The sequence below is a fragment of the Paraglaciecola psychrophila 170 genome, from assembly GCF_000347635.1.
Taxonomy (GTDB): domain Bacteria; phylum Pseudomonadota; class Gammaproteobacteria; order Enterobacterales; family Alteromonadaceae; genus Paraglaciecola; species Paraglaciecola psychrophila.
On the sequence record NC_020514.1, the window covers coordinates 953,534 to 967,427 of the forward strand.

9 protein-coding genes and 2 pseudogenes are annotated in these 13,894 nt (G+C 40.7%); 9 read left to right on the forward strand and 2 right to left on the reverse strand.

The annotated features are described in order from the left end of the window. Positions 1–67 precede the first annotated feature (67 nt). The 5 genes from C427_RS04215 (at position 68) to C427_RS04235 (ending at position 6,865) form a co-directional block, all read left to right on the forward strand. Entirely contained in the window at positions 68–250 is a 183-nt protein-coding gene (locus C427_RS04215) for a serine hydrolase (RefSeq protein WP_007640268.1), read from the forward strand. 901 nt (positions 251–1,151) lie between these two features. Further along, on the forward strand, positions 1,152–2,888 hold the full coding sequence (locus C427_RS04220) for a prolyl oligopeptidase family serine peptidase (RefSeq protein ID WP_015430451.1): 1,737 nt from the start codon (positions 1,152–1,154) through the stop codon (positions 2,886–2,888). Between the two features lie 65 nt (positions 2,889–2,953). Then, a complete protein-coding gene (locus C427_RS28085) occupies positions 2,954–3,265 on the forward strand; it encodes a prolyl oligopeptidase family serine peptidase (RefSeq protein ID WP_015430452.1) in 312 nt (103 codons plus the stop codon). A 609-nt stretch (positions 3,266–3,874) separates the two neighbouring features. After that, positions 3,875–6,316 carry a zinc-dependent metalloprotease gene (locus tag C427_RS04230; RefSeq protein WP_007640273.1) on the forward strand — a complete coding sequence of 814 codons (2,442 nt, stop codon included), beginning with the start codon at positions 3,875–3,877 and terminating at the stop codon, positions 6,314–6,316. Positions 6,317–6,343: 27 nt separating this feature from the next. Next, positions 6,344–6,865: an NUDIX hydrolase gene (locus tag C427_RS04235; RefSeq protein ID WP_007640274.1), complete on the forward strand. Its 522-nt coding sequence runs from the start codon at positions 6,344–6,346 to the stop codon at positions 6,863–6,865. Between the two features lie 82 nt (positions 6,866–6,947). Here C427_RS04235 and C427_RS04240 read toward each other — a convergent pair whose 3' ends face one another. Continuing rightward, entirely contained in the window at positions 6,948–8,378 is a 1,431-nt protein-coding gene (locus tag C427_RS04240; protein ID WP_034899791.1) for a hypothetical protein, read from the reverse strand. 907 nt (positions 8,379–9,285) lie between these two features. Between C427_RS04240 and C427_RS04250 the strand changes: the two genes are divergently transcribed. Together C427_RS04250 and C427_RS04255 are read left to right on the forward strand one after the other, a co-directional pair. Next, entirely contained in the window at positions 9,286–9,711 is a 426-nt protein-coding gene (locus C427_RS04250) for a VanZ family protein (protein ID WP_007640278.1), read from the forward strand. Positions 9,712–9,843: 132 nt separating this feature from the next. Beyond that, the gene (locus C427_RS04255; RefSeq protein WP_007640279.1) at positions 9,844–10,293 is read left to right on the forward strand and encodes a GDP-mannose mannosyl hydrolase; all 450 of its coding nucleotides are present in this window, start codon (positions 9,844–9,846) and stop codon (positions 10,291–10,293) included. Positions 10,294–10,786: 493 nt separating this feature from the next. Here C427_RS04255 and C427_RS24525 read toward each other — a convergent pair whose 3' ends face one another. Beyond that, positions 10,787–10,990, reverse strand: coding sequence for a transposase (locus tag C427_RS24525; RefSeq protein WP_007640281.1), 204 nt, complete (start codon positions 10,988–10,990; stop codon positions 10,787–10,789). Positions 10,991–11,204: 214 nt separating this feature from the next. On the opposite strand from C427_RS24525, the pseudogene C427_RS04260 reads away from it, so the two are divergent. Further along, positions 11,205–12,630: pseudogene (locus C427_RS04260) on the forward strand (mannose-1-phosphate guanylyltransferase/mannose-6-phosphate isomerase). A gap of 226 nt (positions 12,631–12,856) precedes the next feature. Then, positions 12,857–13,772, forward strand: a pseudogene (locus C427_RS04265) (phosphomannomutase CpsG); the annotation flags it as partial. Positions 13,773–13,894: the final 122 nt, after the last annotated feature.

Here is a 13,894-nt window from a genome sequence, read left to right on the forward strand (position 1 = left end):
AACACACCTCTTTTTTGGTGGCTAAGTCTTTTGTATATGCCTAACGGGAATTGTTGAAGAAGGACTTGTGTCAAACATCGAACAGGCCGTTACTGATTATGTACCAGAATTGGAAGGCAGCGGTTATGATGGCGTAAGCATAAAAAACGTATTGCAAATGTCGTCAGGTGTTCGTTTTAATGAAGATTACAGCGACTATGATTTTGACATTAGCCAGTTTCACGAGCCACCGACTTTGGCACTTTTTTAGATGATTTTTCAGCTTCATGGTAAGAGAAAGAAAACCAAGCACTTATGATCATAATGTGAGTATCGATATTCAACTATTGGGTATGGTGTTAACCCGCGCCAAAGGTAAAAACTTAACCGATTACCTATCCTAAAAATTTGGCAACCTATAGGCATGGAACATCAAGCCTTTTGGTTAGCAGATGATGACGATATGGAATTAGCGTTGGGTGGATTCAATGTGTCTTTGTGTGACTACGCTAAACTGGATTGGCTGTATCTGAATCAATGAACGTGGACGGATAACCAAAATAACATTCAGTAAATAGTACCCAAACAATGGATTATTGATTCCACTCAAGCCGATGCGCCACATATTTTTGCTGTCGAAAACAATCCAGCGTCAACGTCTTCTTTTTGTTATGGATATCAATGATGGCTGCCACTTGATGCAGAAGACGAATTTGCAGCTCAAGGCATTTATGAAGAATATATCTATATCGACCCTGATTAAAACTTGGTAATAGTTAAAAACTCAGCCAACTATCGTTTCACACATAAAAGTCTGAACTGGAAAGCCAAACACTATGCTATGTATCGCACTATCAGCAAATTTTTTGCTAAAAAGCAGTAAGCTTTAAGCAGTAAGCTTTAAGCAGTAAAGGTGAAAAGATTCTTTAACCTCAGAGGAAAATCAAGGAACTACGGCCTGATAAATGTAATTGTTTCGGCAAAGCCACATCACCTAGCCCTTCGCTTTCCTCTGTGTGGCGTCAGCGCTTTTTTTCCTCGGTGGCGTAAAAAGTTTGCTTTTATTTGGCTCTGGCTTTTAATATTTTTTAACTAACAACTATCCACTGCTTTTTTATGATGGGAGAATGAGTATGCAGATGTTTTTTAATTTATGTATAGGAATAATAATATTGTCTTTTTTACCAGGTTGCAGTAGTGAAAAAAAGTCTGAGTCCTTTGTTCGTTTGCCACAGTTAGAAGGTAAGGCGCCGCAGGCAATAGCCAAACCTTACCGAGCTAAATATCACGGGTTAACGTTATCAGATGATTATCATTGGCTAAAAGATGATGGTTATCCAGAAATAAACGATAAGCCAGTGTTAGATTATATCAAAGCTGAAAATGACTATTATGCGAGTTTTCTAGCCCCACACAAAAAGCTAGTTGATACCTTGTTTGAGGAATTCAAAGGCCGAGTGAATGAAACCGATACGTCCGTGCCTTGGCAAAAGCAGGGGTATGAATATCGCTGGTATTATCAGCCAGGTAAAGAATACAAAATTTGGGTTAGGCGCAAGTTAGACAACGGAACCGAACAAGTCATTATTGATGAAAACCTGTTAGCGCAAGGGCATGAATACTTCTCTTTAGGTGATTGGGATATCAGCCCAGACAATAGCTACTTAGCTTACTCCATTGACATCGATGGCAGCGAGCGCAGTGTCATCAAAATAAAAAACTTAACGACTCAAGAATACCTTGAAGATGAATTAGTTGATGCTGGAGGCTCTGTACTGTTTAGCCAAAACAGCCAAAACCTTATTTATTCTTTACTGCAAAAGGATAAATGGCGAACGTTGAGCGTAAACGTGCATAAATTGGGAACTAAACAAAATCAGGATAAAGTGTTAGTTACCGAAGATGATGAGGCTTTTTTCTTAGGTTTTGACCTCACCAGTAGTGAGCAGTATTTGATATTGACCACAGGTGATTCTGACAGAACAGAAGTCTCGGTGGTGAGTATGGCCGATTTAAACCAAGCGCCCAAAATGCTGAACACTCGAGAGCAAAACTTTAAGTTAGAAGTTGACCACGGGAATGGCTATTTTTACATGTTGAGTAACGATACCCACGTCAACTTTAGAATTGCGAAAAGTAAAGATAACCAGATTCAATACGAACAATGGCAGACTGTTCTTGCAGGTTCAGACACAAGTTATTTCAAAGCTCTGCAAGTATTCAACGATTTTATTGTTATTGGGCAGAGTATCCAAGGCATCGAATCGATCAGTATTTTGCCCAATGAGGGCGAGAGTCATCAAATATCGCTGCCTGAAAAAGTGGCCAATGTCAGTTTAGGGGCTAACCCTGAGTTTTCACAAAAACAAGTACGCATCAGATACGAATCAATGATTACCCCCGACAGTATTTATGACTACGATGTGTTTAGTCGAACTCTGGATTTACGCAAGTCGAGAACCATTCCATCAGGTTATGACAAAAGTCAGTTCCAAACCGAGCGTATTATGGCTGATGCCCGAGACGGAACTAAAGTTCCTATCACTATAGTGTATAAAAAAGGCTTTAAAAAAGATGCTTCTCAACCATTGTATCTTTATGCGTACGGAGCTTATGGGATTGGGCTTGAACCCAATTTCTCTACTACTCGTTTAAGCTTGCTAGAACGAGGCTTTGCATTCGCTTATGCACATGTGCGAGGTGGCGATGAAATGGGGTATCAGTGGTATTTAGATGGCAAATTAGATAAGCGAACGAATACCTTTAATGACTTTATTGATGTGGCAGAACATTTAATTGACGCGGGGTATGTAGCTAAAGGCAACATATCCATTGAAGGAGCCAGTGCAGGTGGTGAGCTAATGGGTGCTGTTGTTAACCAACCCCTGCTGATGGGTTCAGTAACCTAGCGTACCTTATTGGGATTTCTGAATATTATGCTAGATGCAACGTTGCCCTTACCCTTCTTTATTGATTGAGTGGGGTATCCACTGATAAGCAGAGAATTCTTGAATTTAGTCAAAGCTACTCCCCATATGACAACATTCAAGCCAAAGCCTACCCTCCAATGCTGGTAACTGGCGGATTAAACGACCCAAGAGTGACCTATTGGGAGCCTGTAAAGTGGACTGCAAAAATGCGTGTCACCAAAACAGACAATAATCTATTGGTTATGCGCATCAATATGGGAGCAGGGCATTTCTCCAACACTGGAAGGTATGGGCAATTAAAAGACTCTGCCGAGGAATACGCCTTTGCTCTTATTGCCCATGGCATAGAGCAATAGACTGTAAGAAAATGATGAAAAGAACAAAAGAATAAAAAATTTTAAACCACCGAGTAAAAAGAGGTCACAGAGGAAAAGAAAGATACTACGAATTAATTTTGGTGATGGTCTTTTCGGCAATGTTTCACCGGGCTGATGTGGCTTATCTTTCTCTGTGTAGCGTTAGCGCTCTTTTTCCTCTGTGGTGGGATCGATTTTGTCTTGGTTTTTATTGTGTTTATTGTTTTTATATAGCGTCTAGCTGCTGCCCTTAAAGAGATTTTAAACCACCGAGGAAAAAGAGGTCACAGAGGTAAATAAAGGGACTACGAATTAATAATGGTGATGGTTTTTTAGGTAGGAACGCATCTAGCCCTTAATTTCTCTGTGAAGCGTTAGCGCTCTTTTTCCTCTGTGGTGGGAACGCCTTTTCTTTTGTTTTTTTATCTACAGCTTTCAAATTATTCATCATGCTTGAAATTTGTTTACCCTAGAGGATCGTTTGCAAACCTGCCGCTGATTTTAACGGAGGTTTATTGTGAGTTTTATATTTCACGATTGCTCTTCTTTTTATAATCAATTCTGGGTAATGTTACTTCGTATAAAATTTTATTAAGGAAATTAGTTTTTATGAGAATGATTTTAGTGTGCCTGGTATTTATATCTGCTTTGTCGACAGCTGGTAAGATCGAAAATGCTAAACCGATAGCAGATTTTACTGCTGATATGCAGCATAAAACCGGTTTTTTTGATTTTTATTATCAAATCGAAACTGACAAAGTTTTCCTTAAAATTGACCAGTTTGATCAACCTTTTCTGTTCCAAAGTAGCATGCCACAGGGTATTGGCTCCAATGATATTGGTTTAGACCGAGGCCAGTTAGGTGAAACTCGATTGGTTAAATTCGAGCGTTATGGCAATAAGGTAATGCTCAAACAATTGAATACACAGTATCGTGCTAGTTCATCGAACCTTGCTGAACAGGCGAGTATTGATGAGGCTTTTGCTGACTCGGTTATTGCAGGTTTCCCTGTCGTAGCCACTGACGGCGATGGTGTTGTTATTGATTATACTGAATTTTTGTTATCTGATATTCATCAAATTTCTCAGCGTTTAACGGGTACTAAGCAAGGCAGCTACAAAGTTGATCCACAGCGCAGTGGGGTATTTTTAAACCGTAGTAAGGCATTCCCTGATAATACAGAGTTAGAAGCTTTAGTGACCTTTGGCGGCTCTAATCCAGGGCAGTATGTCAATCAAGTGACACCTGATCCTATTAGTATTTCTGTGCATTTACATCATTCACTGGTGAAGCTACCGGATACCGATTATCAGCCAAGAAAATTTGTGCCTTTTTCTGGATTCTGGTCAGTGGGTTATCAAGATTATTCAGTACCAATTGAAGACAGCATGACAAAGCAGTTTATACCTCGGCACCGTTTGAATAAAAAGCAGCCTAACGCCACGATGAGTGAAGCGATTGAACCTATTGTTTATTACCTTGACCCTGGCATTCCAGAGCCCGTAATGAGTGCACTAAAAGATGGTGCGTTATGGTGGGATCAAGCGTTTAGTGCTATCGGTTATAAAAACGCCTTTCAAGTTAAAGTGCTGCCTGCAGATGCTGACCCCATGGATGTGCGATACAACGTGATCCAGTGGGTACACAGAGCCACACGTGGTTGGTCTTATGGTTCTTCTGTTATTGACCCTCGTAGTGGCGAAATTATTAAAGGGCACGTCACGTTGGGTTCACTGCGGGTTAAACAGGATTATTTAATTGCCTTAGGTTTGACCAGTCCGTTTAGTGCCGATGGAACTGGCCCGGACGGTGCTGTTGCTAATCGTCAGGCTGATGATCAAGTGGATATTTCTAAACAAAAAGAAATGGCACTGGCTCGTATTCGCCAACTGTCTGCTCACGAAGTGGGACACACTATAGGTATTGCTCATAACTTTGCTGCCAGCGAATATGGCCGAGAGTCAGTGATGGATTACCCTCATCCTTTAGTGAGTATCATTGATGGTGAAATTAGTTTAGATAATGCTTACGACGTGGGTATGGGAGAGTGGGATAAATATGTGGTGGCTTATGGTTATCAAGAATATCCCGATGCCAATACCGAACAACTGGCGTTAAAACGTTTAGTGGTTGACGCTAGAGCGAAAGGTTACAGGTACCAGTCTGACCCAGACGCTCGTCAGTCGAATGCCGCCAATGCTGAGGGACACCTTTGGGATAATGGTGCTGACCCTGTCAGTGAGTTAACTCGTATTAGTGAAGTGCGCCAAGTCGCTATGGATAACTTTGGTCTTAAAACGATTAAAACCGGTGCTACTTTATCTTCATTAGAAGAAACCTTTGCACCCATTTATTTGTTACATCGTTACCAACTAGATGCCGTTGCTAAGATTATTGGTGGGGTGAGCTATGAGTATGAATCGAAGGGAGATTATTCAAAGGCCAAAGGTGTTGATGTCATTTCTGCTAAACGGCAAAAAGATGCATTAGCTGCCATATTAAATACCTTACAGAGTGAGTTTTTGAGTATTCCTAGCTCTCTAGCTCAGTTAATCACGCCTAAAGCGTATGGTGAAAGTCGTAATCGTGAAAGTTTTAAAGGTCGAACTGGGCATACATTTGACCCTATCAGCGCAGCAGAGTCTGCAGCGGGTTACAGCCTTAACCTGTTGTTAAAGGCTGAGCGTTTAAATCGTATTGCGCAACAACAAGAACAGTTAAGAGGGACACCTAATTTAGCGTATGTATTGACTGAACTGTTTAACACGTCGATTAAAGACGGCATCGACAAAGACCACCCTCAGCTGAGTAAACGAGTCAACTATTTGGTGTTAGATCAAGTGGTCAAAGCCATGCAGCAAGAAAACTTGGCACCTGAAGTCCGTGGTGAAATTGAAATACAATTGATTGATCTACATAAGTGGTTAAAAAACAAAGCTCGTAATGCTCACAACGAGGTGATGGCGCGTCAGTTGGAACAATATTGGCGTCTTGGTAAGTGGCAATCGCAGTTTATATTAAAACCGTTGCCGCCGGGCTCACCTATTTAGTGCCTTTATCGTATTCGGTTAGTTAACATGGATAATAACGATTTCACATTACACTGCGTGAAATGCGCTCAGCCCAGTCTTATCAAACAAGGCGAAAAGACATACGAGTGTGCCTTGTGTGGTTTTGTGTATTTTCACAATGTCGCCGCTGCAGTTTGCGCGATTATTGTGTGTAATCAACAAATGCTGCTGGTGGAAAGGGCGCAACAACCATCAAAGGGGAAACTGGACTTTCCTGGTGGTTTTGTGGATTACAACGAATCAAATGAGCAGGCGTTAAAGCGAGAGCTATTGGAGGAGTTACAACTGCCCGTTAACAACATGCAGTACCTTTTTTCTTATCCTAATAGCTACCTTTATAAAGACGTACTTTACTCAACATTAGATAGTTTTTTTGAAATCACTTTAGACACTAAGCCTGACTTGATTGTGCAGCAAGAAGAAGTGAGTCGATACCTCTGGTTGGATGTGTCGAGTCTGACTACTCAGGAGCTTGCTTTTGCATCGGGACAACATGCGTTTACGGAGTTTATACGAAGAATTAATTAGAATGCACAGGCGCTATTTACAAAAAAGGTGGGCATAAATTTAATTTTTATGCCCACCTTTTTTTATCTTAAACTGATTTGATTTAACCGCGATGACCAAAAAACTTATTTTTGATTATTTCTTCGGCTACACCGACAGGTAGATCTTTTTGCCAATCACCTTGGCCACTAGAAATTTGTTTAAGGATTTCTCGAGAATAAATATTAAACAATTTTGGGTCGCTGCATTCAATACCATGTAAGAAGCCGTTCTCTAGCAAATGACGGTACAAAAAACGTAAATGATCGGGCACTTTAACATCGGTAAATTCTGTAAGTTGGCCATCTTCATTCATTTCTGGATATATAAATATGCGCGTATTGTCTGGAAAAAGTTTACCGAAACCTTCTAATATTCCACCTTCTACACCTCGATAGAATTTTTCATCGAATATCTGTTTAACGTTGACCATGCCCATCACGATACCGATTTGTAATTGGGTAAATTGACGGAAGTAAGCTCTCAGAGAGAAATAACGAGTGTAATCCGAAACCATGACGTTATAACCCAATGAGTTGAGCAACTGTACTCTTGCCACAATGTCACTTTCTGGCACTTTAGCATCATTACCGTGGGCATCGTTAAGAGATATCTCGGCTATGGCTATAGTGTTACTCGGGTTGACTCCGGGCAATTCTGAAAAGGAATTTTGTCCCTGCTCAATCATATCAACATTTAAATTAGTGACTGGGCGGAATGAGCCTCGAATAGTGAGTATATTTTTTTTGTATAACATCTCAGCAGGGATACCGACACTGCCATCAGGCTTAAACATAACGGCACGGGTTTTCCAGCTACGAATAAGGTGGATATTTTTAATTCTATTGTCGGCATCTTCAAAGTAAGGGCCTTCAAAATTGATCGAGTCAATTTCAATGCGATTGGCTTTCATACCATCGGTAAGTGAATCAATAATTTGCTTAGGATTTTCAAAGTAATGATAGGCCCCGTAGATTAAGTTTACACCTAATACGCCTAAAGCTTGTTGTTGTGCTTCAGCATTATCATCTAACATCCTTACATGCACGGTGATAGTTGAAGGTTTTGCACCCGGATACATTTGAACCCGTACACCACACCAAGCATGGCATTCATTTTTGCGATTGAAGCTTTTGGCTGCGACGGTAGCGGCATAACTAAAGTACCTAGACGACTTAGAACGAGTCTCACCCACTCTATCGACCACTAAGTCAAACTCTTGCTCCATCATAGCTTCAACACGGCCTTTACTCACATAACGCCTGTCTTCTTGGACGCCATAAATAGCATCTGAAAACTTCATATCATAAGCAGACATGGTCTTGGCAATGGTGCCTGCCGCCGCACCCGCTAAAAAGAAATGCCTCGCTACTTCTTGCCCGGCACCAATTTCTACTATAGTTCCGTACTTCTTCTCATCAAGGTTAAGACGCAGTGCTTTTTGAGTTGTGGTACGTGAACTAACACTGAGGCGAGAGTTGATAATTTTATCCATGATTTCTCCAAAAGAAGGGGCAAATAAACGAGCAATTGTATTGTAGCCTTTTTTCGTCAGAGCAATAAATCTAATTTTCATTCAAGGCTAAGACTAATCTATTGAATAATATGACGAAAATGTTACTAAAAAGTTAATGTTCAAGAGTAAACACTCAATCAAGGACAAAAGCCAAAGCCAAAGCCAAAGCCAAAGCCAAAATATACTGAATCACCAAGGAAACCGGACGCTCGGCGAAAAGAACAGGTAAAAGTAGAGTGAGGCTTCGCTAAAAAGATGTAGAGGCTAATAGTACGTTCAGGGATTAAGTGAAAACCGAAACCATAGGTCGGGCTGACATTATTGATGAATAATCAATTCACTGTCTTGATGCACGGTATCTGCTGAACTTAGGCTGTAACAAATTTTGTGTAACTGCTTATCATAAATTACTTTTTTGAAAGTTAAGGATAGGCAGATGCAAATGAACACAAAAGAACTTGAAGCTTTCACTAAAGAAGCGGCCAAAGGCATTAAAGCCTCGCAAGACCAAAATGATTTCAGTTGAATGCTGAAGAAAATAAGCGTTACAGCCTCATTAAACGCTGAGATGGATGTGCATTAAGCCAATGACCATGGCTCTTTTCTAGTCCTATTCCAGCAGTGAGCAGATTCATTTTTGACTTTAGGATATCTAATATTCCTACGCCATCTTCCAATATCTAAAAACAGATAAGAAACATTGGCCAAATATATGCGCCAACTTATCTTTGTTAATTAATATAAGGCAAAGTTGTTTATTGCTAATAAAAATTAAAGCAGTATTATGATTTTTTGTTTTCAATACTTATTATAAATATCTCTGTGTACAGAGATTGGACTTGGCACGTTCATTATTGTTTTTAGTGTAACGTATTTGGAATGAACTATGAGAAAAAGTTACCTTCAGATTTTATTAGACATTGTTTTTATTATAGTATTTTGTGGTTTAGTTTTTCTTTCCCTTTCTCGCTCGTTTGGTGTATCTGAATTTGCAAGATACTTTGAGTTGTTATTCGGATCTGATAAAGCCTTGCATTTTTTTGCCGGCACTGTGATTACTTTCACTATTTTTCGTGCTTTAAGCCGCTTGTTAGCAGCAAAATATATTAATACTCTTTTTTTTAGTCTGGCACTTTCTACTCTTATATTAACTATTGATGAGTTTAGTCAGATAGCTAACGCATACCGAAATTTCGATATTTATGATCTTATTGCGGGCTTGTCAGGCTTAACTCTGGCAGCAATACTATTAATCATTATTTACAAATTTTTTATCCTCAAAGTAAGTTCAACGCCGAAAATATCCATTTAAGGTAGATTAACTGATAGCTACAAATCCTCCGCGAATTTTAGATAAAATATCGAGAATAAATGGCAGAACAGGTTTGCCACCAAGGAAATGGAGGAATAGATAATCAAATACGAAATTGGAGATACGAGCAGAGTGTTTTTAGAGAAAGAGCTATTTTCTAAAGTGATTGAAAGTACCCCGCTAGTTTCAATTGATCTGGTGGTTAAAAATAATCTGGGACAAACACTATTAGGCCAACGCTTAAACAAACCAGCAAAAGGCTTTTGGTTCGTTCCAGGAGGACGAATATTAAAAAACGAATCTCTGGCGACGGCTTTTAAGCGTTTAACGCTGGAGGAGTTGGGTGAGGAATTTAATATTGTGCAAGGCAGGCTACTAGGACCTTACGACCATTTTTATGACGACAATGTATTTGGTGATGATTTTAGTACTCACTACGTGGCCATAGCTTACGTTTTGCTCATAGACCATGAGCTAAATCATTTGCCAGTAGACATTCAGCATGGCACTTACCAATGGTTTGATATTGCCTCACTTTCAAACAATGATGAAGTGCATATCAATACCCAGAATTATTATTAATGCTAGTCGCTAGCTTAGCTGTTTCCATGTGCCTATTATTTCCTTAAGGTTAATTGTTATTAGCCTTTGCAAAAAAGGGTGGTCCATGAACGGGGCAGATCAAAATTAACCAAGTTTATCCGCAAAGCGTAGCCGACTGGTTCACCTTGCTTCACTTCTTTTCCCCACCTTTTTCCTGTCATAGTTTCAACTTCTTTGACACCTCGTTTAGTTCCAGAGACCAAAATTTTATTAGCTGCTTGACGAATATCAATCAGTAACCTGTCGTCGACTTGATTTCTAAATAACTCACGGTAGGCTAAATTTCGCTCTTCGCTCGTTTTCCTAGTTTTTGGTTCAGTGCCATACGTGCTTAAAAATTTGCATGTCTGGCAATGCCCATCAGATTGATAACTGGACCAACTTTAGTGAGTTGGGTCATCAACTATCCGTGCCCTCATCGGATTTAGGTTAATATAGTTGTGAATTTGCAGCAAGTAGGTTTTTTCTTGAACTAAGTGTGACCTGAATGCCCTTCCCACAACGTGCCCGTTCGCTTGTAGCTGCGGTTAAAATACTGAACATAACGCAGACCCAGTACCTGCATCATCTGTGATCTGGAAGATTGTCTGCCTGGCGTAGGAGAAATGCGAATGTGGTTGGTCATCAATACCCAAGCATAAATAGCAACGTTGAATAAGGTGTTCCAGTTCGCCAACTACTTAAACTTTATGCTTTCTTGGCATAAAAATGAATCGTTTAAGAAAATTCGACTAAGTGTATCCTTGAATTTGGAACAACCCCTCTGTTATGCACTTTTATACAGGGTATTTGCTATATATGCACATTGTTGACTGAATCTCCGGCGTTGCTCTAATACCATTCCGACATTAATTTGTTGTGACGTTAATATAAGTATTAAAGGATGTAATATGAAAGCTGTTGTATTAGCTGGTGGAAGCGGTAGTAGATTGTGGCGTAAATCAAGGACTGCATTGTCTAAACAGTTTTTGCGCTTAACCTCTGACCTAATTATGTTGTAATACACTAATGCGCGTTTGGAAGGAGCCGACATTGATTCGCCCATCATTATGTGCAATGACGCCCATCGTTTTTAGTTGCGAGCAACTTCGTCAGGAAGATATTCAGCATGGTGGCATACTGCTCGAACCCATGGGCAGGAATACCGCACCGGCCATCGCCCTGGCGGCACTGCATGCCTCATTAAATGGCGAAGATCCGTTCCTGTTAGTTCTGGCATCCGATCATCTCATTGGTGACAAAATAGCTTTTCATCAGGCCATCGGTGAAGTAGAAATTCTGGCGAAGTAATGCAAGTTGGTAACTTTCATTATCGTACCAGACATTTCGCATACCGGTTATGGCTAGAATCGCAGGGGCGAAGCCCTTGCTGCCGATAGCACGGGTTATGCCGTGGCTAAATTTAGGGGAAGATCAAAACCTGATCTTGCTACTGCCCAGAATTATTTAGACTCCACAGAGTATTATTGAAATAGCGGAATGTTTATGTTCAAGGTCAGTCGGTATCTGCAGGAGCTGGAAAATTACGCGCCGCAAATGCTGGCTATATGCAAAGAAGCCATCGCCACTAAAACGCCTGATTTTGAATTTGTGCGGGTAGATGCTGAGATATTTGCCACTTGTCCCGATGAATCCATTGATTAAGCTGTAATGGAAAAGACTGATGCAACTGCTGTGGTGCCGCCCGATGCAGGTTGGAGTGATGTAGGCAGTTGGTCGCCATTATGGGGAACCGCCAAGGAGAAAGAAGCCATCAATAATGTGATTATTGGTGATGCAATTCTTGTCGGGGTCAAAAACTGCGACATTAATGCTGAGCAACGACTCATTGCTGTGGTGGGTCTGTATGATGTCGTTGTGGAAGAAACCAAAGATGAGGTGTTAGTGGCTCACAAGGACAAAGTACAAGATATTAAGAATATTGTGAATAAACTAAAAGCCAATCACCGTCAGGAATTTGTGTTTCATCGTGAAGTATTCCGCCCTTGGGGCAGCTATGACTCAATCGATAATGGTGAACGTTTTCAAATCAAACGTATTACGGTTAAACCCGGTGAAAAATTATCAGTACAGATGCATCATCATCGGGCTGAACATTGGATAGTGGTAGCAGGAACAGCCAAAGTGACCAACGGTGAGGATACCCTTTTGTTATCCGAAAACCAGTCAACCTATATTCCCATTGGAGTGGTGCATTCTCTGGAGAATCCGATGAAAATTACGCTGGAATTAATAGAAGTGCAGTCGGGCACCTATCTTGGGGAAGACGATATTGTGCGTTTTTCTGATCGCTACGGCCGCGTTGAAGTTAAGTAACCTGCACTAGGGATAAGTCGTGCCTCATAACATCGGTCTTTCTGCACTTATCTTTGTCGAGCTTACTAGTAATAGCCAGCTATTACGAACGTAAACCAGCCTCGATAAACACAAATATTTCGGTTCAGATAATTTAGCTAACAGTGTGAATCTACGTATAAAAATATACTTGGACGACATGCATTTTCATTAGAACAGCATAAGTAATTTATGGTTTGGAAGTAGTATGACGATCACCTGTTTCAAGGCCTATGATATTCGCGGGAAATTAGTTGAGCAGCTTGTGGGGGCGTGGCTTATCGAATTGGCCGCGCTTTTGCCGAATATTTGCATGTTAAAACGGCCGTCGTAGTGGCGATGTAAGACTTACGTCCAGGCCTTTGAAATTAGCTCTGGCGGCTGGCCTAATTGATGGCGGAGCACGAGTGAGTGACCAGGGAATGACCGGCACCGAAGAGATTTATTTCGTTACCAAGTATCTCGGGATGGATGGGGGGATTGAAATCACCGCCAGTCATAACCCTATCGATTACAATGGTATGAAGCTGGTTAAAAAAGACTCCAAACCGGTAAGCGGCGACACCAGACTTTTTGCTATTCGGGATCTTGCACAAATCTACAGTGATCAAGAGGTAACTAAGGGCTGGCCGCTTATTATTCAGCCACCCTTACTACAGAACAAGTTTCTTGCCGGTGGCTGTTCAGTTGATACTAAAGACGCCATTGAGGCTGCGTTGATATCGAATAATATGTCCATTGAATTTATCAAGGTCCATCATCAGCCAGTTGGGACTTTACCTCATGACATTCCAAATCCTTTATTGCCAGAGAACAGGGCAAACACTGCCAAGGCCGTTATCGCACATCAAGCAAGCATAGACATAGCCTGGGATGGGGATTTTGACCGCTATTTTTTTGATGAAAAAGGTGAGTTCGTCGAAGGTTATTACATCGTTGGTTTACTGACAGAAACCTTTTTGGACAAAGATCCAGGTGCGAAAATTATTTTTGAGCCGCGGGTTTATTGGAATACCCAAGACATCTTTGAGACAGCGAGAGGCGTGCCAATTAAAAATAAAGCCGGACACGAATTTATCAAAGAACGAATGCGTGCCGATGATGCAGTCTACGGTGGTGAAATAGTGCAAAGTGATGATTATGGCCTATCAAGTAGCATGTCCCAATTAACATAAAATAAATTTGCTTTCATGAATAAAATTTCTTTACTGTATCGTCTTTGGGATTATATAATATGATAAATTGC